18 protein-coding genes are annotated in these 20,379 nt (G+C 72.7%); 11 read left to right on the top strand and 7 right to left on the bottom strand.

What is annotated here, in order from left to right; genetic code table 11:
• Nucleotides 1-127: 127 nt before the first annotated feature.
• The 4 genes from K8U61_RS05520 to K8U61_RS05505 all read left to right on the top strand — a co-directional run bounded on the left by K8U61_RS05520 (nucleotide 128) and on the right by K8U61_RS05505 (nucleotide 3,522).
• Nucleotides 128-784, top strand: coding sequence for an HNH endonuclease family protein (locus K8U61_RS05520; RefSeq protein WP_224121989.1), 657 nt, complete (start codon nucleotides 128-130; stop codon nucleotides 782-784).
• Between the two features lie 185 nt (nucleotides 785-969).
• Nucleotides 970-1,308 (top strand): hypothetical protein, encoded by a 339-nt coding sequence (locus tag K8U61_RS05515; RefSeq protein WP_224121988.1) that lies wholly within the window; start codon nucleotides 970-972, stop codon nucleotides 1,306-1,308.
• Nucleotides 1,309-1,330: 22 nt separating this feature from the next.
• Nucleotides 1,331-2,431 carry an FUSC family protein gene (locus K8U61_RS05510; RefSeq protein WP_224121987.1) on the top strand — a complete coding sequence of 367 codons (1,101 nt, stop codon included), beginning with the start codon at nucleotides 1,331-1,333 and terminating at the stop codon, nucleotides 2,429-2,431.
• Complete coding sequence (locus K8U61_RS05505) at nucleotides 2,428-3,522, top strand: DNA polymerase IV (RefSeq protein ID WP_224121986.1); 1,095 nt, start codon at nucleotides 2,428-2,430, stop codon at nucleotides 3,520-3,522. The genes K8U61_RS05510 and K8U61_RS05505 overlap by 4 nt, the downstream gene beginning before the upstream one ends.
• Nucleotides 3,523-3,558: 36 nt before the next feature.
• Here the strand turns inward: K8U61_RS05505 and K8U61_RS05500 are convergent, their stop codons facing one another.
• Together K8U61_RS05500 and K8U61_RS05495 are read right to left on the bottom strand one after the other, a co-directional pair.
• The gene (locus tag K8U61_RS05500) at nucleotides 3,559-4,686 is read right to left on the bottom strand and encodes a glutamate--cysteine ligase (RefSeq protein ID WP_224121985.1); all 1,128 of its coding nucleotides are present in this window, start codon (nucleotides 4,684-4,686) and stop codon (nucleotides 3,559-3,561) included.
• A gap of 20 nt (nucleotides 4,687-4,706) precedes the next feature.
• Nucleotides 4,707-5,264: a DUF402 domain-containing protein gene (locus K8U61_RS05495; RefSeq protein WP_224121984.1), complete on the bottom strand. Its 558-nt coding sequence runs from the start codon at nucleotides 5,262-5,264 to the stop codon at nucleotides 4,707-4,709.
• A 37-nt stretch (nucleotides 5,265-5,301) separates the two neighbouring features.
• On the opposite strand from K8U61_RS05495, the gene K8U61_RS05490 reads away from it, so the two are divergent.
• A complete protein-coding gene (locus K8U61_RS05490; RefSeq protein ID WP_224121983.1) occupies nucleotides 5,302-6,657 on the top strand; it encodes a threonine/serine exporter family protein in 1,356 nt (451 codons plus the stop codon).
• Here K8U61_RS05490 and K8U61_RS05485 read toward each other — a convergent pair.
• Both K8U61_RS05485 and K8U61_RS05480 read right to left on the bottom strand, forming a co-directional pair.
• Nucleotides 6,629-7,471, bottom strand: a complete 843-nt coding sequence (locus tag K8U61_RS05485) for an SDR family NAD(P)-dependent oxidoreductase (protein ID WP_224121982.1) — start codon at nucleotides 7,469-7,471, stop codon at nucleotides 6,629-6,631. The genes K8U61_RS05490 and K8U61_RS05485 overlap by 29 nt on opposite strands.
• Nucleotides 7,468-9,000 carry a flavin-containing monooxygenase gene (locus K8U61_RS05480; RefSeq protein ID WP_224121981.1) on the bottom strand — a complete coding sequence of 511 codons (1,533 nt, stop codon included), beginning with the start codon at nucleotides 8,998-9,000 and terminating at the stop codon, nucleotides 7,468-7,470. Before K8U61_RS05480 ends, K8U61_RS05485 begins: the two co-directional genes overlap by 4 nt.
• 51 nt (nucleotides 9,001-9,051) lie before the next feature.
• Between K8U61_RS05480 and K8U61_RS05475 the strand changes: the two genes are divergently transcribed.
• Nucleotides 9,052-9,651, top strand: coding sequence for a TetR/AcrR family transcriptional regulator (locus K8U61_RS05475; RefSeq protein WP_224121980.1), 600 nt, complete (start codon nucleotides 9,052-9,054; stop codon nucleotides 9,649-9,651).
• Here the strand turns inward: K8U61_RS05475 and K8U61_RS05470 are convergent.
• Nucleotides 9,635-11,074, bottom strand: a complete 1,440-nt coding sequence (locus tag K8U61_RS05470) for a sensor histidine kinase (RefSeq protein ID WP_224121979.1) — start codon at nucleotides 11,072-11,074, stop codon at nucleotides 9,635-9,637. The genes K8U61_RS05475 and K8U61_RS05470 overlap by 17 nt on opposite strands.
• Entirely contained in the window at nucleotides 11,071-11,781 is a 711-nt protein-coding gene (locus K8U61_RS05465; RefSeq protein WP_272491945.1) for a response regulator transcription factor, read from the bottom strand. The genes K8U61_RS05470 and K8U61_RS05465 overlap by 4 nt, the downstream gene beginning before the upstream one ends.
• A gap of 118 nt (nucleotides 11,782-11,899) precedes the next feature.
• Between K8U61_RS05465 and K8U61_RS05460 the strand changes: the two genes are divergently transcribed.
• Entirely contained in the window at nucleotides 11,900-12,232 is a 333-nt protein-coding gene (locus K8U61_RS05460; protein ID WP_224121978.1) for a hypothetical protein, read from the top strand.
• On the opposite strand, the gene K8U61_RS05455 is transcribed toward K8U61_RS05460, so the two are convergent.
• Entirely contained in the window at nucleotides 12,229-13,743 is a 1,515-nt protein-coding gene (locus K8U61_RS05455; RefSeq protein ID WP_224121977.1) for an FAD-dependent oxidoreductase, read from the bottom strand. The two genes, K8U61_RS05460 and K8U61_RS05455, sit on opposite strands and share 4 nt — an antisense overlap.
• 54 nt (nucleotides 13,744-13,797) lie before the next feature.
• On the opposite strand from K8U61_RS05455, the gene hrpA reads away from it, so the two are divergent.
• The 4 genes from hrpA (at nucleotide 13,798) to K8U61_RS05435 (ending at nucleotide 20,362) form a co-directional block, all read left to right on the top strand.
• Nucleotides 13,798-17,571, top strand: coding sequence for an ATP-dependent RNA helicase HrpA (hrpA, locus tag K8U61_RS05450; protein WP_224121976.1), 3,774 nt, complete (start codon nucleotides 13,798-13,800; stop codon nucleotides 17,569-17,571).
• Nucleotides 17,572-17,578: 7 nt separating this feature from the next.
• Complete coding sequence (locus K8U61_RS05445) at nucleotides 17,579-18,175, top strand: hypothetical protein (protein WP_224121975.1); 597 nt, start codon at nucleotides 17,579-17,581, stop codon at nucleotides 18,173-18,175.
• Between the two features lie 274 nt (nucleotides 18,176-18,449).
• Entirely contained in the window at nucleotides 18,450-18,899 is a 450-nt protein-coding gene (locus K8U61_RS05440) for a type II toxin-antitoxin system PemK/MazF family toxin (RefSeq protein WP_224121974.1), read from the top strand.
• Between the two features lie 86 nt (nucleotides 18,900-18,985).
• Complete coding sequence (locus K8U61_RS05435) at nucleotides 18,986-20,362, top strand: extracellular solute-binding protein (protein ID WP_224121973.1); 1,377 nt, start codon at nucleotides 18,986-18,988, stop codon at nucleotides 20,360-20,362.
• Nucleotides 20,363-20,379: the final 17 nt, after the last annotated feature.

Here is a 20,379-nt window from a genome sequence, read left to right as displayed (position 1 = left end):
TACCCACCGCACCGCTCTGTGAACCTCCTGTGAACGAACCGCCGAGCCCGGCGATCCCCCTTGCGCACCCGGCCCGGCTCGGGATGGGGTCGAGGGGTCCATCCGGAACTCATCTCGGGAGTGCTCCATGGTCCGTCGTCCGCTGCTCGCCCTCCTCTCCGTCCTGCTCGCGGCCGCCGGGCTGGTCGCGATCCCGTCCGCCGCGCAGGCCGCGTCGTACTCCGCCTCCCTGAGCCAGGCCATCGCGGACCTGCCGGTGGCCGCCGAGGTCCGCACCGGCTACTCGCGCGACCTCTTCGTGCACTGGGTCGACGCGGACGGCGACGGCTGCGACACCCGCGACGAGGTGCTCATCTCCGAGGCGGAGGAGGCGCCGACCGTCGGCTCGGGCTGCTCCCTGTCCGGTGGCCGCTGGTACTCCTACTACGACGGGGTCTCGCAGACGAGCGCGTCGGCCCTCGACATCGACCACATGGTCCCGCTCGCCGAGGCCTGGGACTCCGGCGCCCGATCGTGGTCCGCCGCCACGCGGCAGTCCTACGCGAACGACCTCGGCGACTACCGCACGCTCGTCGGCGTGACCGCCGCGCTCAACCGCTCCAAGGGCGACCAGGACATCGCCGAGTGGCTCCCGCCGCAGCAGCAGTGCCGCTACCTGCGGGAGTGGGTCGCGGTGAAGCACCGCTGGAGCCTCAGCGTCGACAGCGCGGAGAAGAGCGCGATGACCGCGCTCGTCTCGAGCGCGGGCTGCACCGGCACGATCACGGTGACCGTCGCGAACTAGTGACCTGAGTGGGAGGTTCCTGCGCACTGGGCGTGCTCAGGGCACCGGCCACCTTCTCTCCACAGGGAGGCTCCGAACCGCGGTCTCCCCAGGGGTACGCCGCGCGGCCGCGGCTCGTCCGCGGCCGCGCCTAGCGTCGCTCGCACGCCGGATCGTCCGGCGTACCTGCCCCTCGGGAGCTGTTCATGCGACGCACCACCCACCTGCCCGTCCGACTCGTCCTCCTCGCGCTCGGCGCCGGCCTCGTCGGCTCGCTCGGCACGCTCGGCGCCGCGGCGGTCGCCGCCGACGACGAGCCGCCCGGCGACACGATCGTCGCGGTCACCGGCGACAAGGCCAACGGGTTCGAGATCGAGTTCTACGACGGCTCCGGCCTCTATCCGCCCACCGACTCGGAGGCGCACGCCGAGTGCCGGGAGTACGACCGCCGCGTCGACCGGGTCCGCTGCTGGACGGAGGTGAAGACCTGGTACCGCGACCTCGGCGACCTCCAGCAGGCGCTCGACTGGGCGCACGCGCAGTAGCGATCGTGCGAGGATCGGTCCCGTGGAGGCGGGACCGCTGGACCGGATGTGGGACCGCAGCCGTACGTCGGTGCGCGCCAGGATCCGGCGGTGGCAGTCGAAGTTCTGGCAGATCGGCCAGTGCGCGATCGCCGCCGGCGTGGCCTGGCTGATCGCCGCGGACCTGATCGGGCACACCACGCCGTTCTTCGCCCCGGTCGCGGCGGTCGTGGCCCTCGGCACCTCCTACGGCCAGCGGCTGCGCCGGGTCGCCGAGGTGACGGTCGGGGTCGCGGTCGGGGTGTTCCTGGCCGACCTCATCGTGGCCGGCATCGGGTCGGGCTGGTGGCAGATCGCCCTCATCGTGGCGCTCGCGATGTCCGCCGCGTTCCTCCTCGACGGCGGGCAGCTCCTGGTCACCCAGGCGGCCGTGCAGTCCATCGTCGTCGCCACCCTGATCCCCGACGCCAACGCCGCCTTCACCCGCTGGACCGACGCGGTCATCGGTGGTGCGGTCGCGCTGGTGGCCGCGACCGTCGTCCCGGCCGCGCCGCTGCGGCGACCTCGCGAGCAGGCCGCGGTGGTGATGCGCAAGATCGCGGGGCTGCTGCGGGCCGCGGGCGAGGTGATGGTCCACGGCGAGAGCGCGGAGGCGCTCGCGCTGCTGGCCGACGCGCGGTCCACCGACCACCTGATCCGGGAGCTCCAGGCCGCCGCCGAGGAGGGGCTGTCGATCGTGGCGTCGTCGCCGTTCCGGGTGCGCCACCGTGACGACCTGCGCAAGATGTCGGAGCTGGTCGACCCGCTCGACCGGGCGCTGCGCAGCACCCGCGTGCTGGTCCGGCAGACCGCGGTCGCGGCCTACCACCGCCGGCCGATCCCGGTGTCCTACTCCCAGATCGCCCTCGACCTCGCGGACGCCGCCGAGCTGGCCGCGGCCGAGCTGGCGAGCGACCAGATGGCGGTCGCCGCCCGGGTGCCGCTGCTCGCGGTCGGCGACGCCACCGGGCGGGTCGAGCGCACCGACGTGCTCGCCGCCGAGGCGGTGCTCGCCCAGCTCCGCTCGGTCGTCGTCGACCTGCTGATGGTGAGCGGGCTCGACCAGCTCGAGTCGACCGACGCGCTCCCGCCGCCACCCCGATGAGCGACCCGGCGACCGACCAGCCCTGGGTGCTGCACGTCGACCTGGACCAGTTCCTGGCGGCGGTCGAGGTGCTCCGCCATCCCGAGCTCACGGGCCTTCCGGTGGTCGTCGGAGGCCGGGGCGACCCGACCGAGCGCGGCGTCGTGTCGACCGCGTCGTACGAGGCCCGCGCCTTCGGCGTCGGCTCCGGGATGCCGCTGCGGCTCGCGGCCCGCAAGTGCCCGGACGCGGTCTTCCTGCCCGTCGACAATGACGCCTACGACGCGGCGTCCGCCGGGGTGATGGCGAGCCTGCGCGGCCTCGAGTGGGGCGGGGTGCCCGTCGTCCTGGAGGTACTCGGCTGGGACGAGGCGTTCCTGGCTGCCGGGCCGGGGCACGGGGAGCTGGGCGACCCGCGCGAGTTCGCCGCGCACGTCCACGACGCGGTGCTCGCCGTCACCGGGCTGCACTGCTCGGTCGGGATCGGCGACACCAAGGTGCGCGCCAAGATCGCGACCGACTTCGACAAGCCGCAGGGCATCTCGCAGCTGACCGGGGACACCTGGTTCGCGGTGATGGGGGAGCGGCCCACCACCGCGCTCTGGGGCGTCGGGGCGAAGACGGCGAAGAAGCTGGCCGCCCTCGGCATCGACACGGTCGCCCAGCTCGCCGCCGCCGACGTCGACGTCCTCGCCGCCGAGCTCGGCCCGACGATGGGTCCGTGGTACCGCCGGCTGGGACGCGGCGCCGACACCGGCCCGGTCGACGCGACGCCGTGGGTGCCCCGGGCGCACGGACGTGAGGAGACCTTCCAGGCCGACCTCCTCGACCCGGCCGCGGTCGACGAGGCCGTCCGGGCCCTCACCCGTCGCGTGGTCGAGGACATCGACCGGGAGGGCCGGCTCGCGGCGCGGGTGGGGCTCAAGGTCCGGCTGCGCCCCTTCTCCACGGTCAGCCGCAGCCTGACCCTGCCCGCGCCCACCAACGACCCGACGGCCCTCGCCGACGCGGCCGTCTCGCTCCTCGATCGTCTCGACCCGCGCGACCGGGAGCGGCCGGTGCGACTGCTCGGCGTACGCCTGGAGATGGTGCCGCCCGAGGGCGGCTACTGACGGTCAGACCGCGGTCAGACCGCGGTCAGACCGCGGTCAGAGCCCGGAGCGCAGCTCCTGCACGACGGAGTCGACGACCGCGACGAGGTCGCCACCGGTGCGCTCGGCGACCGCTCGCTGGCGCTGGTACGACGCGCCGCGGCTCGGGATGTCCGCGACCGTGGCGAGCTCGGCCTCGCAGCCGAGCCGCTCGGCGACCGGAGCGAGCCGGTCGAGGAGGTCGGCGAGGTCGTCGGTGACCAGCCGCTCGTGGGAGGCGGCGTCGGTGATCACGATGGCGTCGAGGCCGTAGCGGGCGGCCCGCCACTTGTTCTCCTGCACGTGCCACGGCGGCATGGTCGGCAGCGTCTCCCCGGCGGCGAGCCGGGTGTCGAGGTCGACGACCAGGCAGTGCATCAGCGCGACGAGCGCGGCCAGCTCGGTGAAGTTGGAGACGCCGTCGCACACCCGGTTCTCCAGCGTGCCGTGCACCGGCGCGGGCCGGACGTCCCAGCGGATCTCGGTCAGCTCCTCGATGACGCCGGTGGTGACCTGGTCGTGCGCGAAGGCCTCGAACTCCGACCACCGCTCGAACTGGAAGGGCAGCCCGGCGGTCGGCAGCTGCTGGAACATCAGCGCCCGGTTGGAGGCGTAGCCGGTGTCGATGCCGGCCCAGATCGGCGAGGACGCGGAGAGCGCCTGGAGGTGGGGGTAGTGGTTGAGCAGCGCCGAGAGCACGGGCATCACCCGCTCCCGCTCGGGCAGCCCGACGTGGACGTGCACGCCCCAGATCAGCATCTGCCGGCCCCACCACTGGGTGCGGTTGATCAGCTCCTCGTAGCGGTGCCCCTCGGAGAGCTGCTGGACCGTCCAGGACGCGAAGGGGTGGGTGCCGGCGCCGTACAGGTCGATGTCGAGCGCGTCGCCCGCCGGGACGACGACCTCCAGGGTCTGCCGCAGGTCGTCCATCGCCTCGCCGACCGTGTGGCAGACCCCGCTGACGATCTCGACGGTGTTGCGGAGCAGCTCCTTGTGGAGCTTGTTCGGGTCCGGCAGTCGCGGCTTGGCGCGGGCGAAGAGGTGGGTGGCGTCGTTGCGCAGGTCGCGGGTGCGGCGATCGACCAGCGCGAGCTCCCACTCGACGCCCAGCGTCGGCTCCGGGGAGGAGTGGAAGTCGATCCGCATGGGCGCAAGCGTTCCACAGGTCAGGTGGGGTCGAGCGCGGCCAGCCGGGCGAGCCACGCGTCGGCGGTCCCGTCGAAGGGCGCGAGCCCGGCCGTGACCTCGGCGAGGACCCGCTCGGCCGACGCGACCGCGGCCGCGACGACGTCGTCGGGATAGCCGAAGCGGACCCGGTGGTCGGCGAACTCGTCCTCGTCGTCGACCCAGATGCGCCCCCGACCGCCGTGACCGGCGCCGTGGATGACGTCCAGGTCGAGGTCGACCGAGCGCAGCACGCGGCCGTCCCAGGCGGCGGGCGTCGCGACGTCGACGTAGACCGTGCACCAGATGCCGGGCGCCTGGAAGGTCGGCAGGCACCACGCCAGGTGCTCGGCCCGCGGCACCAGCGTCACCGCATCGACCTCGGAGACGAACCGAGCACCGGGCCGCGCGTTGAGGGTGCCGGCGGGGGCGCCGATCCAGTCCCCGTGATCGTCGCTGCCGAGGAAGATGGCGTCCAGCTCCCAGTGGGGACGGTCGCCCCACTTCGTCATCTCGAGACGTACGGCGTCGCCGGGTGCGGGGCTCACGTCCGGGGTCACGTCGACTGTCTACCAGTTGGCTGCCACCATGGCGGCCATGCTGGAGGCACGCGAGCTCAACCTGACTCTCGACTTCTGCCTCCGCGTCGGCGAGCTGCTGCTGTCGTCAGGAGCCGGCGCGGCGGACGTGACCGCCACGATGCAGGCGCTGTCGTGGCAGTACGGCGTCCGCAACCCCGAGGTGGACGTGACCTTCACGTCGCTGTCGATGAGCTTCCAGCCCGACCCCGAGCTGCCGGCGTTCGTGCTGATCCGGCAGGTCAAGCAGCGCGAGATCGACTACGAGGACCTCACCCTGGTCGACCACCTCGTGCGCGACGTGCTCCGCGGCGAGGTCGAGCTCCGCGACGCCCGCAGCACGCTGGCCCGGATCGTGTCCTCGGGCCACACCCTGCCGCGCTGGGCGGTCACGCTCGGGTGGGGTGCGATGTGCGCCGGGGTCGGCCTGCAGCTCGGCGGTGACGGGGCCGTGGTGGCGATCGCGTTCGTCGCGGCCGTCGTCATCGACCGGCTCCAGATGCTGATGGCGCGGCGCCGGCTGCCGGCGTTCTACCGCCAGGTCGCCGGCGGCGGCGTCGCGACGCTGATCGCGGTGGGCGTGGCCGCCCCCGGCTTCGACCTCAACCCGTCGGTCGTCGTCACCGCGAACATCATCATGCTGCTCGCCGGCATCGGCTTCATGGGCGCGCTCCAGGACGCCCTGTCGGGCTTCTACGTCACCGCCGGTGCCCGGCTGACCGAGGCGCTGCTCGCGACCGCGGGCATCATCGCCGGGGTCGGTGGCGGGCTCCAGGTCGCCGAGGTGGTCGGCGTCGACGTCGGGCGCCTCGACCCCGGCGCGGTCGGCGACCTCAAGCAGGCGTCGGCGGCGGCGATCGGGGCCGCGATCTGCGCGGCGGCGTTCGCCTTCGCCTCCTACGCGCCGCGCCGGACGCTGGTGACGATCGCGGCGGTCGCCGCGCTGGCCATCCTCATCTCCACCTCGGCGAACGTCAGCGGCATCGGGCGGGCGTGGCCGACGGCGATGGCCGCCTTCTTCGTCGGCCTGATCAGCTACGGCGTCTCGTCCCGGCTGCGGGTGCCGCCGCTGGTGGTCGTCGTCCCCGCGATCGTCCCGATGCTCCCGGGCCTCTCGATCTACCGTGGCCTGAGCCTCCTCTCGGAGGGCGGCGACTCGACCTCGGAGGGGCTGCTGGCGCTCTTCACCGCCGGGGCGGTCGCGCTGGCGCTCGCGTCCGGCGTGATCCTCGGGGAGTACGTCGCGCAGCCGATCCAGCGCGAGGCCCGCAAGCTGGAGAGCCGGCTCGCCGGCCCGCGCCTGGTCGGCCCGCTCAGGGTCCGGACCGGCCGCGCCGCACGCAGGATCAGACGACCTTCGTCCCCGGAGGCATGAGGCGCTTCGCGCGGTTGGCGACGATGTCCTGGTAGCGCGACCCGGCGATCTTGCCGAGCTGGTGGACGATGTGCGCGTCGAGGCCGACGAGCACCCGCGCCTTGTCCTTCTCGACGCCGGCCAGGATCACCGACGCCGCCTTCTCGGGCGTCATCCGGGCCAGCTTCTCGTCGAAGAAGCGGGCCGTCTGGGCGCCGTCCTCGACCTCGGAGTAGCGGCCGTTGCGGGCGATCCCGGTCTTGATGCCGCCCGGGTGGACGACCGTCACGCCGACCGGGTGGCCGGCGACCAGCATCTCCTCGCGGACGGCCTCGGAGAGCCCGCGGACGGCGTACTTCGCGGCGTTGTACATGCTCTGGCCGGGCATCGACACCAGCCCGAAGAGGGAGGAGATGTTGACCAGGTGGCCGTCGCCGGAGGCGATCAGGTGCGGCAGGAACTCCTTCGTGCCGTGGGTGACGCCCCAGAAGTTGATGCCGACGATCCAGTCCATGTCCTCGTAGGCGAGGTCGACCAGGTCGCCGGTCAGCGAGACGCCGGCGTTGTTGACCACGAGGTTGACCCGGCCGAACTGGCCGACGACGGCCTCGGCGTACGCCGTGAACGCGGCCCGGTCGGCCACGTCGAGGTGGTCGGAGCGCACCTCGCGCGCGCCGGCCGCCTTCACGAGGTCGACCGTCTCGGCGAGCCCGTCGTCGTTCACGTCCGAGATCGCGAGCAGCGCGCCCCGGCGGGCGAGGTCGACGGCCAGCGCCCGGCCGATGCCGGAGCCGGCGCCGGTGACGACGGCGACCTTGTCCTCGAAGCTCTTCATGCGGGCAGGTCCTCTCGGGTCGGGGTCGGATCGGTGCGGCGGACGTCGTAGGCGTCCGCGTCGAAGCGCGCCAGGTCGCGCCGGAAGGTGACCGTCGACTTCGGCCACAGCGTGGTGTTGCGGCCGTGCTCGTCGAGGTACCAGCTGTCGCAGCCGCCGCGGGTCCAGACGGTGCGCTTCATGCGCCGCTGCAGGTTCGCGTTCCAGCGCTGGAACGCTCCCTGCCGTGGCTCGACAGCGGCCCAGCCACGCTCCCGCATGGTGCGGATCGCGTCGCGCAGGTAGGCCACCTGCGCCTCGATGATGAAGACCATCGAGGTGTGGCCCTGGCCGGTGTTGGGTCCGGTCAGCATGAAGAGGTTGGGGAAGCCCGGCACCGTGGTGCCCTTGTACGCCGCCATCCCGTCGCGCTGCCACACGTCCGCGAGGGTGCGGCCGGCCGCGTCGCGGACGTGCTCGGCGATCGGCAGCTCGGTGGTCCAGAAGCCGGTGGCGACGACGAGCACGTCCACCGGTCGCTCGACCCCGTCCACGGTCACCACCGCGTCACCGGTGACCTTGGCGATCCGGTCGGTGACCAGCTCGGTGTTGTCGGCCGCGAGCGCGGGGTAGTAGGTGTTGGACCGCAGGATCCGCTTGCACCCGATCTCGAAGTGCGGCGTCACCTGCGCCCGCAGCGCCGGGTCGGAGATGCCCTTGCGGATGTTGGCGAGGGCCGCGGCCCGGGCGGGCGCGGCCATCTTCGGCTCGATCGTGAACGCCGGAACGTAGCCCTCGTGGGCCCAGTAGATGCCGGTCCGGTAGAGCCGGCCCAGGGCGGGCACCCGTCGCAGCAGGCGCCGCTCGAGACCGCCGTACACCCGGTCGTTGCGGGGGATGATCCACGGCGCGGTGCGCTGGTAGACGTCGAGGTGCCCGGCGACCCGCTGCATCTCGGGCACGATCTGGATCGCGGAGGCGCCGGTCCCGACCACCGCGACCCGCTTGCCGGTGAGGTCGACCGAGTGGTCCCACCGGGAGGAGTGGAAGAGGTGGCCCTGGAAGGTCTCGATGCCCTCGATCGCGGGCAGCCGGGGCTCCGAGAGCGCGCCGGCGCCGAGGGTGAGGGTACGGGCGAGGACGGTGCGGGTGCCGGCCGGGCCGGTGACCTGCACCCGCCACCGGGCCTCGACGTCGTCCCAGTCGCCGCCGTCGAAGGTGGTGTCGAAGACGAAGCGGTCCAGGGTCCCCGACCGCTCGGCGACGCCGCGGATGTAGGCCTGGATCTCCGGTGGGGGGGAGTAGGACGACGACCACTCCGGGTTGGGCGCGAAGGAGTAGGAGTAGAGCTGGCTCGGGACGTCGCAGGCCGCGCCGGGGTAGGTGTTGTCGCGCCACGTCCCGCCGACGTCCGAGCCCTTCTCCACCACGAGGAAGTCGCGCTCGCCGTCCTCCTGGAGCTTGATCGCGGCGCAGAGCCCGGCGAATCCGGCGCCGACGATGAGATGGTCGACGCGGGCGACCTCCGGCTGGGGAGACTGGGCAGCCATGACGCCGACCGTACTGGCGCTATTGAACGACCGTCAATAGAGTGAGGTCTCGTGACCACCACGCCCCGCACCCGGCTCTCGCCCGAGCAGCGCCGCGAGCAGCTGCTCGACCTCGGCGTCCGGCTGCTGGCGCACCGCTCCCTCGACGAGCTGTCGATCGACCTCTTGGCCGAGGAGGCCGGGATCTCCCGGGGTCTGCTCTACCACTACTTCGGCAGCAAGCAGGCCTTCCACGAGGCCGTGGTCCGGCACGCCGCCGACGACCTGATCGCGCAGACCACCCCGCCCACCGACGGGGAGCCGCTGGTCCGGCTGATGACGTCGCTGACGGCGTACGTCGACTACGTCGTGGCCAACCACGAGGGGTACGTGTCGCTGGTCCGGGCGGCTGCCGGGGGCAACGAGAGCCTGCGGGCGATCTACGAGGACGCGCGCTCGTCGCTCAACAGCCGCGCCTTCCGCGAGGACCTGCGCGGCGAGGTCGTCGCCGACACCCCGGCCAACCGGCTCGTCGTCCGCGCCTGGTCGGCGATGGCCGAGGACGCCGTGCTCACCTGGATCGACGACCCGCACGGGATGACCCAGGAGGACCTGATCGGCTTCCTGGTCGCGTCGCTCCCGGCCGTCATCGCGGTCACACCGGAAGGCTGACGTCCACCACCGTCTCGCCCGGCCGCGACCGCAGCGTCACCCGGCCGCCGTGGGCGGTGACGATCGCTTCCACCAGGGAGAGACCCAGGCCGACCCCGCCCACGCCGAGCTCCGAGCCGCGGGTGCGGGCGGCGTCGCCGCGGACGAAGCGCTCGAAGGCGCGCCCGACCAGCTCCGGCGGGAAGCCGGGACCGTCGTCGTGGACGCTGAAGCCGTCGCGGCGCACGGTGACCGTGATCGTGCTGCCCTCCGGGGTGTACTTGCGGGCGTTGGTCAGCAGGTTGGTCAGGACCTGGTGCAGCCGCAGCTGGTCGCCGGCCACCTCGGCGGGTGCATCGACCAGGTCGTCGGGCACGTCCACCCGCCAGCGGTGCGTGGGGTCGACGACGCGGGCGTCGGACACGGCCTCGACGCAGAGCCGGGTCAGGTCGACCGGCTCGCGCTCCAGGGGGCGCCCGGAGTCGAGGCGGGCGAGCAGCAGCAGGTCCTCCACCAGGGAGGTCATCCGACCGGACTCCTCCTCGACCTTGTCGAGTGCGGTGCCGACGATCTCGGTGTCACCGGGCCGGCGCCGCGCGAGCTCGGTGTAGCCGGCGATCGTGGCCAGCGGGGAGCGCAGCTCGTGCGAGGCGTCGGCGACGAACTGCCGCACCTGCTGCTCGCTGCGGTGCCGCGCCGACAGCGAGGACTCGACGTGGGCCAGCAGCGTGTTGAGGGCCGCGCCCACCTGCCCGACCTCGGTCCGCTCGTCGGTGAGGTGCTCGGGCACCCGCGCCTGGATGTCGATCTCGCCGGACTCCAGCGGCAGCTCGGCCACCGTGTGCGCGGTCGCCGCGACCTCGCGCAGCGGCCGCAGCTGCCGGCGTACGACGATCGTGGCGGCGCCGCCGGCGCCGAGGACCGCGACCAGGCCGAGGAGCACCTCCCACCAGATGAGGGTGTTGACCACGTCGTCGACGTTGCTGGTGCCGATGCCCACGGCGACGATGGTCGAGTCGACCGAGCTCTGCGCAACGGCGACTCGGAACGAGCCGTCGTCGCCGAGGTCGACGGTGTGCACCGTCCCGTCGGTCGGCAGGGACTGCAGCGTCTCGATCTCGTCGTCGGAGAGGTCGGTCTGGTCGTTCATCCCGTCGGCCCGCTGGGTGCGGAGCTGGCCGATGGAGCTGGAGCCGTCGCTCGTCCACTGCGCGGCGATCGTGCCGACGTCGCGTCCCGGACCGCCGATCCCGGGGCCCGGGCGGCTGACCCCGAAGTTGCGTGCGCCCTCGACGCTCGCATGCACGTTCTCGTCGAGCTGGTTCACGAGGTAGTCGCGCACGGCGAAGGTCGTGATCGTGCCGATGAGCACCGAGACGACGAGCGCCAGCGCGACGGTCGTCAGGACCAGGCGCGAGGTCAGCGACGCGAAGCGATGCCTCATGAACCCGGCTTCAGCACGTACCCGGCGCCGCGCATGGTGTGGATCATCGGCTCCCGGCCGGCGTCGATCTTCTTGCGCAGGTAGGAGATGTAGAGCTCGACGACGTTGGCCTGGCCGCCGAAGTCGTAGTTCCAGACCCGGTCGAGGATCTGGGCCTTGCTGAGCACCCGCTTCGGGTTGCGCATGAGGTAGCGCAGCAGCTCGAACTCGGTGGCGGTGAGCGCGATGTCGGCGCCGGCGCGGCGTACCTCGTGGCTGTCCTCGTCCAGCTCGAGGTCGCCGACGACGAGGAGCGAGGACGCGGCGGCCTGCTGAGCGCCGGCGCGGCGCATCAGGGCACGGAGCCGGGCGACCAGCTCCTCGAGGGAGAAGGGCTTGGTGACGTAGTCGTCGCCGCCGGCGGTGAGGCCGGCGATCCGGTCCTCCACGGCGTCGCGGGCGGTCAGGAAGACCACCGGCAGGTCGGGCTGGGCGGTGCGCATCCGGCGCAGCACCTCCAGGCCGTCGAAGTCCGGCAGCATCATGTCGAGCACCACGGCGTCGGGCCGCAGCTCCTTGGCGGCGGCGACGGCCTTGGTGCCGGTGTGCGCCATCGTCACCTGCCACCCCTCGTAGCGCAGCGCCATCGCGACGAGCTCGGCGATGTTGACCTCGTCGTCGACGACGAGGACGCGCAGGGGGGATCCGTCAGGTCGGGTCAGGTCCATGGTGGACACGTTCTCGACCCTAACTGTGACGTTCCTGTGAGACGACTGTGGTGATCTCACGAGAACCTCACCGCGGCTCGACAGGGTCCGCACAGGTTCCCGCGCCAGCGTCGCCGGCATGAGTGAGCAGTATCCGACGGCCCCGACGGCAACGGCGCCGTCGCCCCCGCCCTCGTACCCGCCCTACCAGCCGCCACCGGTCGCGCCCCGCGTGCGCGACCGCCGGCTGGCGCTCCCGTGGGTCGCCACGGTCGCCGTCGTCGCGCTCCTCGTGGGCGGCGGCCTCGGCTTCGCCCTCGGGTACGTCGCGCACGGCGACGGCGGTGGCTCGTCCTTCCAGCGCGGCCCCGGCGGCTTCCCCGGCGGCGGCACCTTCCCGGGCGGAGGTCAGGTGCCCGGCAACGGGCAGCAGGCCCCCGGTGGCCAGGTGCCGCAGCAGCCGGGCAGCTAGCCCAGCAGGTCGCGGACCGCGAGCGACGCGAAGACCATCGCCGAACCCAGCGGCGCTCCGGGGCCGGGGTAGCAGGTCCCGAAGACCGACGCCGCGCTGTTGCTCGCGGCGTACAGGCCCGGGATCGGCGTGCCGTCCTCGTGCAGCACGCGGCCGGCGACGTCGGTGACCAGGCCGCCCTTGGTGCCGAGGTCGGACAGCACGAAGCGGGCGGCGTAGTACGGCGGCTCCGTGCAGGGGGTCAGCGCCTTGTTGGGCCCGGTGCCGCCGGCGAAGAAGCCGTCGTACTCGTCCTCGCCGCGGCCGAAGTCCTCGTCGGTCCCGGTCTCGCAGAAGCCGTTGAACCGCTCGACGGTCGCCGCCAGCGTCTCCGCCGGTACGCCGATCGCCTCGGCCAGCGCGTCGATCGAGTCGGCCCGCACCCAGGTGCCGGCCTCCAGGTGCGCGGCCGGGTCGCCCTCGGGCATCGCGATCGCCGGCAGCCGACCGTCCTCGCGCGAGTCGAAGACGTACCAGGACGGGATGCGCTCCGGGGCTTGCGCCATCACCCGGCCGAAGCGGTCGTAGGGGAGTGACTCGTTGCCGTAGCGCTCGCCGCGCTGGTCGACCATCAGCCCGGAGCGGAAGCCGAGGGTGAAGGAGCCACCGCCGTCCGGCTGCTCCAGGCCCGGGCAGAACCAGCCGACGCCGCGGTAGTCCGTCGCCGCACCGACCGCCACGGCCGCGGCGATCGGCTCGCCGGTGTTGGTGCCGCGCGGCGCCATCGTCCACGCGACGTCGCCCGGGACCCCGTGCGCGGCCCGCTCCTCGGCGTTGCCCTCGAAGCCGCCCGCGGCGATCAGCACGCCGCGACGAGCGCGGATCTCGATCGGCCCCTCCGGGGTCATCGCGGCCACGCCGGCCACCCGCTCGCCGTCGAGGACGAGGCCCGTCACCGGCAGCTCGGTCAGCACCGTGCCGCCGTCGCGCAGGAAGCCGTCGAGCAGCCGGGCGATCAGCGACTGCCCGCCGCTGAGCGTGGTGCGGCCGCCCTCGCCGACGCGGTCCCGCTCGACCGGCGGCCGGACCAGTGCGCCCACCCGCTCGGGCAGATCGCCGCGCTTGACGTTGGTCGGCTGGATCGAGCGGCCGAACGGCACCCGGCCCGGCGCGTCGTAGTACTCCGAGAAGGGCAGCCACTCGAAGTCGATCGCCGGGTCCGCCTCCAGCTCTGCGACCAGCGCTGGCGCGTGCGCGAGGAACGCCTCGACCTTCGCCTCGTCCGGGTCCTCCAGGATCGCGGCCAGGTACTCCCGGGCCGACTCGGTCGAGTCCGGGATCCCCGCCCGCTGCTGGACCTGGCTGCCCGGCAGCCAGCAGGCGCCTCCGGAGTACGCCGAGGTGCCGCCGAGCAGCGCGGTCTTCTCGACCACCACGGTGGACAGGCCGGCCTTCTGGGCCAGGAACGCGCCGGTCATCGCGCCCCCGCCCGACCCGACCACGACGACGTCGTACTCCTGTGCCTCGGTCATGGCCGGATACTAGAACATGTTCTAAGTGGACAGGGTTGGCACAATTGTCCGGTCATGACCGCGTCGCCTCCCGAGCTCCAGATCTCGTACCCGCCGGAGCTGCCGGTCACCCAGCGCCGCGACGACATCGCGCAGGCCATCCGCGACCACCAGGTCGTGATCGTCGCGGGCGAGACCGGGTCGGGCAAGACGACCCAGCTGCCGAAGATCTGCCTCGAGCTGGGCCGCGGCACGAACGGCCTGATCGGGCACACCCAGCCCCGCCGGATCGCCGCGCGGTCGGTGGCCGAGCGGATCGCCTCCGAGCTGAAGACCGAGCTCGGCGAACTCGTCGGCTACCAGGTGCGCTTCACCGACCGCACCTCGAAGAGCAGCCGGGTGAAGCTGATGACCGACGGCATCCTGCTCGCCGAGCTGCAGCGTGACCGGCAGCTGAAGAAGTACGACACGATCATCATCGACGAGGCCCACGAGCGGTCGCTCAACATCGACTTCCTGCTCGGCTACCTCAAGCGGCTGCTGCCGAAGCGGCCCGACCTCAAGCTGATCATCACCTCGGCGACCATCGACGTCGACCGCTTCGCCGACCACTTCGACGCACCCGTCGTCGAGGTCTCCGGCCGCACCTATCCGGTGGAGATCCGCTACCGCCCGCTCATGGATCTCCAGGAGGACGACGAGGACGGCGAGGTCGTCGTCCGCGACCAGACCGAGGCGATCGTCGACGCGGTCAAGGAGCTCTCGGCCGAGGGGCCGGGCGACGTGCTGGTCTTCCTGCCGGGCGAGCGCGAGATCCGCGACACCGCCGACGCGCTCAGCGAGCTGCCACGCACCGAGGTGCTGCCGCTCTACTCCCGGCTGACCGCAGCCGAGCAGCACCGCGTCTTCAGCTCCCACGGCAACGCCACCCGACGGATCGTGCTCGCCACCAACGTCGCCGAGACGTCCCTGACCGTGCCCGGCATCAGGTACGTCGTCGACACCGGCGTCGCCCGGATCAGCCGCTACTCCGTGCGCACCAAGGTGCAGCGGCTGCCGATCGAGCCGATCAGCCAGGCATCGGCCAACCAGCGCTCGGGGCGCTGCGGCCGCGTCGAGGCCGGCATCGCGATCCGGCTCTACTCCGAGGAGGACTTCGACGGCCGGCCGGAGTTCACCGACCCCGAGATCCTGCGCACCAACCTCGCCAGCGTCATCCTCCAGATGGCCTCGCTCGGCCTCGGCGACATCGGCCGCTTCCCGTTCGTCGAGCCGCCCGACCGACGCAACGTGCAGTCCGGTGTCCAGCTGCTGGAGGAGCTCGGCGCCCTCAAGACCGGCCGCCTCTCCCAGATGGGCCGGCGGCTCGCCCGGCTGCCGATCGACCCGCGCCTGGCGCGGATGATCCTCGAGGCCGAGCGGCTCGGCTGCGTGCGCGAGGTCATCGTGATCGCCGCCGCCCTGTCGCTCCAGGACCCGCGCGAGCGCCCGGGTGCCGACCACCCGAAGGAGCAGGCGCAGGCCGACCAGCAGCACGCCCGCTTCAAGGCCGAGGGCAGCGACTTCCTCACCTGGCTCAACCTCTGGCGCTACCTCAAGGAGCAGCAGAAGGAGCTCTCGTCCTCGGCGTTCCGGCGGATGTGCCGCCGCGAGTTCCTCAACTACCTGCGCGTCCGGGAGTGGCAGGACTTCGAGTCCCAGCTCCGCCAGGTCGCGAAGGAGATGAAGATCCAGGTCGGCCAGCCGGCGGACAACCCCGACAGCGACGGCATCCACCAAGCGTTGCTCTCGGGTCTCCTGTCGCACATCGGCCTGCTCGAGGAGCGGGACAAGAAGGACGGTGCTCGATCCAGGGGAGGACCGCGCGAGTACCTCGGTGCCCGCGGCGCGCGCTTCGCCGTCTTCCCCGGCAGCGTGCTGCACCGCAAGAACCCGCAGTTCCTGATGGCCGGCGAGCTCGTCGAGACCAGCCGGCTCTGGGCCCGCCAGAACGCCGCCATCAAGCCGGAGTGGGCCGAGCGGCTCGGCCGCGACCTGGTCAAGCGCACCTACTCCGAGCCCCACTGGAGCCGGAAGCGTGCGGCCGTGATGGCCTACGAGCGAGTCACCCTGTACGGCGTCCCGCTCGTCGCCGACCGGCTCGTCTCCTACGGCAAGGTCGACGTCCCGCTGGCCCGTGAGCTCTTCATCCGCCACGCCCTCGTCTACGGCGACTGGCACACCAGGCACCGCTTCATGGACACCAACCGCAAGCTGCTGGAGGAGGCCGAGGAGCTCGAGCACCGTGCCCGGCGCCGCGACATCGTCGTCGACGAGCACACGCTCTTCGACTTCTACGACGCCCGGGTCGGCGCAGACGTCGTCAGCGGCGCGCATTTCGACCAGTGGTGGAAGGAGACCCGTCGCCGGACGCCCGACCTGCTCACCTTCGACCTGGCGATGCTCACGCACGACACCGCCGACGAGGTGTCCGCCGCCGACTACCCCGAGCAGTGGCAGGCCGACTCGGGTGGGGGGAGTGGGCTGACCTTCTCGATCAGCTACCACTTCGAGCCCGGCGCCGCCGACGACGGCCTCACCATCGACGTCCCCGTCGCGACCCTCAACCGGGTCGAGGCCGAGGACTTCTCCTGGAACGTCCCCGGCCTGCGCGCGGAGCTCGTCACCAGCCTGATCCGCAGCCTGCCGAAGAACCTCCGGGTCAGCTTCGTGCCCGCGCCCGACAGGGCCCGCGAGTTCCTCGCGACCGTGCCACCGGGCGAGGAGCCACTGCTCGACGCGCTGGAGCGCTGGTGCCGCTCGACCACCGGCGTCGTCGTGCCGCGCGACGCGTGGGACTGGTCGAAGGTGCCCGAGCACCTGCGGCCGACCTACCGGGTGGTCGACGAGGACGGCGCGGAGCAGGCCCGCGGCAAGGACCTCGACGCGCTCAAGGCACCGCTGCGCGGCCAGTTCGCCGAGGCGATCGCCGAGGTCGCCGCCGACAGCGGGCTCGCCCGCACCGGCGAGACCACGTGGGTGTTCGGCACCATTGCGACGTCCTTCGAGCAGAAGCGCGCCGGCCACGAGGTGCAGGTCTTCCCGGCCCTGGTCGACGAGGGGGCCACCGTCGGACTCCAGGTCTTCGGCTCGGCGGAGGAGCAGGAGGCGCAGCACCGCCTCGGCGTACGCCGCCTGCTGCAGCTCGAGGTGCCGTCCCCTGTCAAGGCGCTGCTCGACGGGCTCAGCAACGCGGAGAAGCTCGGCCTCGCGGGGTCGCCGTACGCCAGCGTCGCGGAGCTGCTCGAGGACTGCCGGGCCGCCGTGCTCCAGGTCGTCGTCGATGCCCGTCCGGCGGTCCGCGACGAGGCGGCGTACGCCGCGCTCCGCGCGGAGGCGACCCGCGACCACGAGGCGCACGTGCGGGCCACCATGGCCGACGTGATGCGGGTGCTCGACGGCTGGCGTCGGGCCGAGAAGGCGCTGAGCGGCCGGGCCGAGATGACGATGCTCCCCGCGCTGACCGACCTGCGGGCGCAGCTCGCGCGGCTCGTGCATCCCGGCTTCGTCGGCGAGGCCGGCGCGACCCAGCTGCGTCGCTACCCGACCTACCTCGCCGCGCTCGAGCAGCGTCGCGACAAGCTGGCCGGACAGGTCGCCCGCGACCGGCAGCTCATGGACCAGATCGCCGACGTCCAGGACGCCTACCTCCACCAGCTCGACGCTCTGCACGCCGGCCGGCCGCCCGGCGCCCGGCTGCGGCAGGTGCGCTGGATGCTCGAGGAGTACCGCGTCTCGCTGTGGGCGCAGCAGCTCGGCACCCCCACGCCCGTCAGCGACCAGCGCATCCGACGTACGCTCGCCGGGTGATGCACCCGTGACCGACCGCCAGTACCACCGCCCGATGACGCCGGGGAGCCTCTTCTTCGCGGCCCTCGGCGGCGGCGCCGACCCGGCCCTGGTGAGCGAGGCCGCCGACCGTGCGGCCGCGCTGCTGGTCCGGGGCGCGCGGGACTCCGACGACGCGGCCGTGGCGGAGCGGCTCGTGCACCTCGCCGACACCGAGGGCATCGAGACGATCGCCGAGGTCTGGTCGGGCTCGCCCGCCGACTCGCTGGCCGGCTGCCTGTGGCGGCTCTTCCTGCTGCGCTCCTGGGTCTACGCCGACCCGGTCGGCGTCGCGCACGAGTTCGAGGCCGGACGACGCAGCGCCCAGGTCGCCCGCGTGGTGGCCGGCGTGGCCGACCCGCCCGGCCCCGAGCAGCTCAAGACGATGATCGACGAGGTGCTCCGCGGCATCGCCGGGAGCGACTTCGCGGACGTGCTGCTGCGCGCCGCGGCGTTCGCCCGTGTGGTCGCCGCCGGCCGCGCGTCGCTCGCCGGTCCGACCGAGGCGGAGGTGCAGCGGATCCTGGTGCTCTCCGAGCAGCTCGAGGCCGCGGGACACCTCGAACTGGAGCACCGGCTCACCTGACGTCGTTACAATGGACGCAGCACGCCGGGCCGCGGCAGCCCCGGGTCCCAACATCAGCCGCTACGAGCGGCCACGCGCCGTGAGGCGCTCCCGGTCCGGCGTGCTGCAGCTTTGGATAGGGCGAGCGTGTCGCAACGGAGCTTCGCTCCGTGCCGCTTCGCGGCGGCGCCACGCTGCCGCCCGGGCTTGAATGGGCCGAGCGTGTCGCGATCGGGCTTCGCCCGATGCGGCTTCGCCGCGGCGCCACGCTGCGGGCCCGGGCTAGCCTCGGCTCATGTTGCGCCGACTTCTCCGCCGACGCCGTCGTCCGTCCCCGCCGATCAGCGGCCCCGCCAGTGGCCCCTCCGTCACCTATGCGCCCAAGGCGGACGGCCGGCCGGATCCCGGTGAGGTCGTGTGGGGCTGGGTTCCCTACGAGGACGACCCGCGCCAGGGCAAGGACCGTCCCGTGCTCCTCGTCGGCGTCCAGGACGGCGAGCTCCTGGGCCTGATGCTCACCAGCAAGGACCACGACCGCGACGGCGAGCAGGAGGCGCGGTGGGGTCGCCACTGGATGGACGTCGGCACCGGGGCGTGGGACCGCGAGCGCCGGCCGAGCGAGGTGCGGCTGGACCGGCTGATCCGGCTCGCGCCCTCCGCCGTACGCCGCGAGGGTGCCGCGCTCGACCGCGCGACCTTCGACCGGGTCGTCGCGGGGGCCCGGAAGCATCACACCTTGGGCTGACCCGCAGGTCATCGCGGGGTCGATAGGGTGGGCCAGCGCCCGGGTGTGCCCGGGCGCATTCGTGCGACGACGGGGGAGGAGATCAGGTGAGGGCGAGGCGAGCACTGGCGGCTGCGGTGGTGATCGGGTCGCTCGGCACCCTCGTGGCCTGCACCGACGGATCCGACGCGCCGTCGCCGTCCCCGTCGACCAGCACCTCCGCGGCCCCGCGCCACCTGACCTTCGGGGTCTTCGGCAGCCAGGAGGAGATCCGGGCCTACGAGACGACCGCGGCCACCTGGAACGCCGACCCCGACCACCTCGAGGTGGAGGTGAGGTCGTGGCCGAACCGCGCGGCGATGCGCAAGGACATCGAGGGCGGCGCCGCCGTCCCGGACGTGTTCCTGGCCTCGCGCACCGATCTCTCGTGGCTGCTCGACAACAACCTCAACCAGCCGGTCGACGAGCTGCTCGACGAGCGTGGCGTCGCCTTCGGCGACAACTACTCCCGCAACGCCCTGCAGGCGTTCAGCGCCCAGGACCGGCTCCAGTGCATGCCCTACGGCGTCGCGCCGACGGTCATCTACTACAACAAGCGTCTGGTCAACTTCACCAAGATGACCAACCGCGGTCTCGACGCGCCCGGTGAGGACGCCACCAGCTGGTCCTTCGACCAGTTCGCGGCCGCCGCGGAGTTCGCGTCCCGGCCCGGCCGCAACACCAAGGGCGTCCACATCGCGCCGACGTTGAACGGGCTCTCGCCCTTCATCGTCTCCGGTGGCGGCTCGGTCTTCGACGACGCCGAGGCCCCCACGTCGCTCGCCTTCTCCAGCGACGGCAGCCGCGACGCGCTGGAGCGCACCCTCGAGCTGCTGCGCAACCCCCAGGTGACCCTCGACAACAGCCAGCTGCTCAAGTCGCCCGCGCTCACCTGGTTCGAGAAGGGCAAGCTCGGCATGATCGCCGGCACCCGCGCGTTGGTGCCGGAGCTGCGCCAGGTCGAGGGACTCAAGTTCGACGTGATGCCGATGCCCAAGCTCGACGGCTCGGCCACCGTCGGCGACGTGACCGGCCTGTGCCTGTCCGCCACCGCCGCGAGCACGCCGTACGCCGCGGACTTCATGGTTCACGAGATCTCCAACGAGTCGGTGAGCACCCTGGCGCGCACCGGCTACCTCGACCCGGCCAACGTGGCGGTCGCACTGTCCGACGACTTCCTCCAGCCCGACCAGCAGCCGGCGCACTCGACCTTCTTCAACACCAGCGTCCGGTCGATGTCGATCGCGCCGCTGATCGACACGTTGCCGCAGCTCGAGGACGCGGTCGAGCCGAGCCTGGAGCAGATGGTCTACGGCGTCGGCGTCCTCGACCTCGACGCCGTCACCGAGCGGATCGACGAGCTCTCCAAGCCCGTCCTCGACCCCGAGTCGGTCTCCGAGTCGGCGTCCCCGTCCGACTCCGCCTCGCCCTCCGACGGAGGCTGAGCCGCGGGTCGGCGGTG

Origin of the sequence: Nocardioides mangrovi (assembly GCF_020073815.1) — a bacterium.
GTDB lineage: Bacteria > Actinomycetota > Actinomycetes > Propionibacteriales > Nocardioidaceae > Nocardioides > Nocardioides mangrovi.
The sequence above is the reverse complement of the archived record's forward strand: the minus strand, read 5'-3'. Positions and strand labels throughout refer to the sequence as shown.

Coding starts and splice junctions, on each gene's coding strand:
- K8U61_RS05520 (WP_224121989.1), top strand. CDS start 128: ATGGTCCGTCGTCCGCTGCTCGCCCTCCTCTCCGTCCTGCTCGCGGCC.
- K8U61_RS05515 (WP_224121988.1), top strand. CDS start 970: ATGCGACGCACCACCCACCTGCCCGTCCGACTCGTCCTCCTCGCGCTC.
- K8U61_RS05505 (WP_224121986.1), top strand. CDS start 2,428: ATGAGCGACCCGGCGACCGACCAGCCCTGGGTGCTGCACGTCGACCTG.
- K8U61_RS05500 (WP_224121985.1), bottom strand. CDS start 4,686: ATGCGGATCGACTTCCACTCCTCCCCGGAGCCGACGCTGGGCGTCGAG.
- K8U61_RS05490 (WP_224121983.1), top strand. CDS start 5,302: ATGCTGGAGGCACGCGAGCTCAACCTGACTCTCGACTTCTGCCTCCGC.
- K8U61_RS05485 (WP_224121982.1), bottom strand. CDS start 7,471: ATGAAGAGCTTCGAGGACAAGGTCGCCGTCGTCACCGGCGCCGGCTCC.
- K8U61_RS05480 (WP_224121981.1), bottom strand. CDS start 9,000: ATGGCTGCCCAGTCTCCCCAGCCGGAGGTCGCCCGCGTCGACCATCTC.
- K8U61_RS05470 (WP_224121979.1), bottom strand. CDS start 11,074: ATGAGGCATCGCTTCGCGTCGCTGACCTCGCGCCTGGTCCTGACGACC.
- K8U61_RS05465 (WP_272491945.1), bottom strand. CDS start 11,781: ATGGACCTGACCCGACCTGACGGATCCCCCCTGCGCGTCCTCGTCGTC.
- K8U61_RS05460 (WP_224121978.1), top strand. CDS start 11,900: ATGAGTGAGCAGTATCCGACGGCCCCGACGGCAACGGCGCCGTCGCCC.
- K8U61_RS05455 (WP_224121977.1), bottom strand. CDS start 13,743: ATGACCGAGGCACAGGAGTACGACGTCGTCGTGGTCGGGTCGGGCGGG.
- hrpA (WP_224121976.1), top strand. CDS start 13,798: ATGACCGCGTCGCCTCCCGAGCTCCAGATCTCGTACCCGCCGGAGCTG.
- K8U61_RS05440 (WP_224121974.1), top strand. CDS start 18,450: ATGTTGCGCCGACTTCTCCGCCGACGCCGTCGTCCGTCCCCGCCGATC.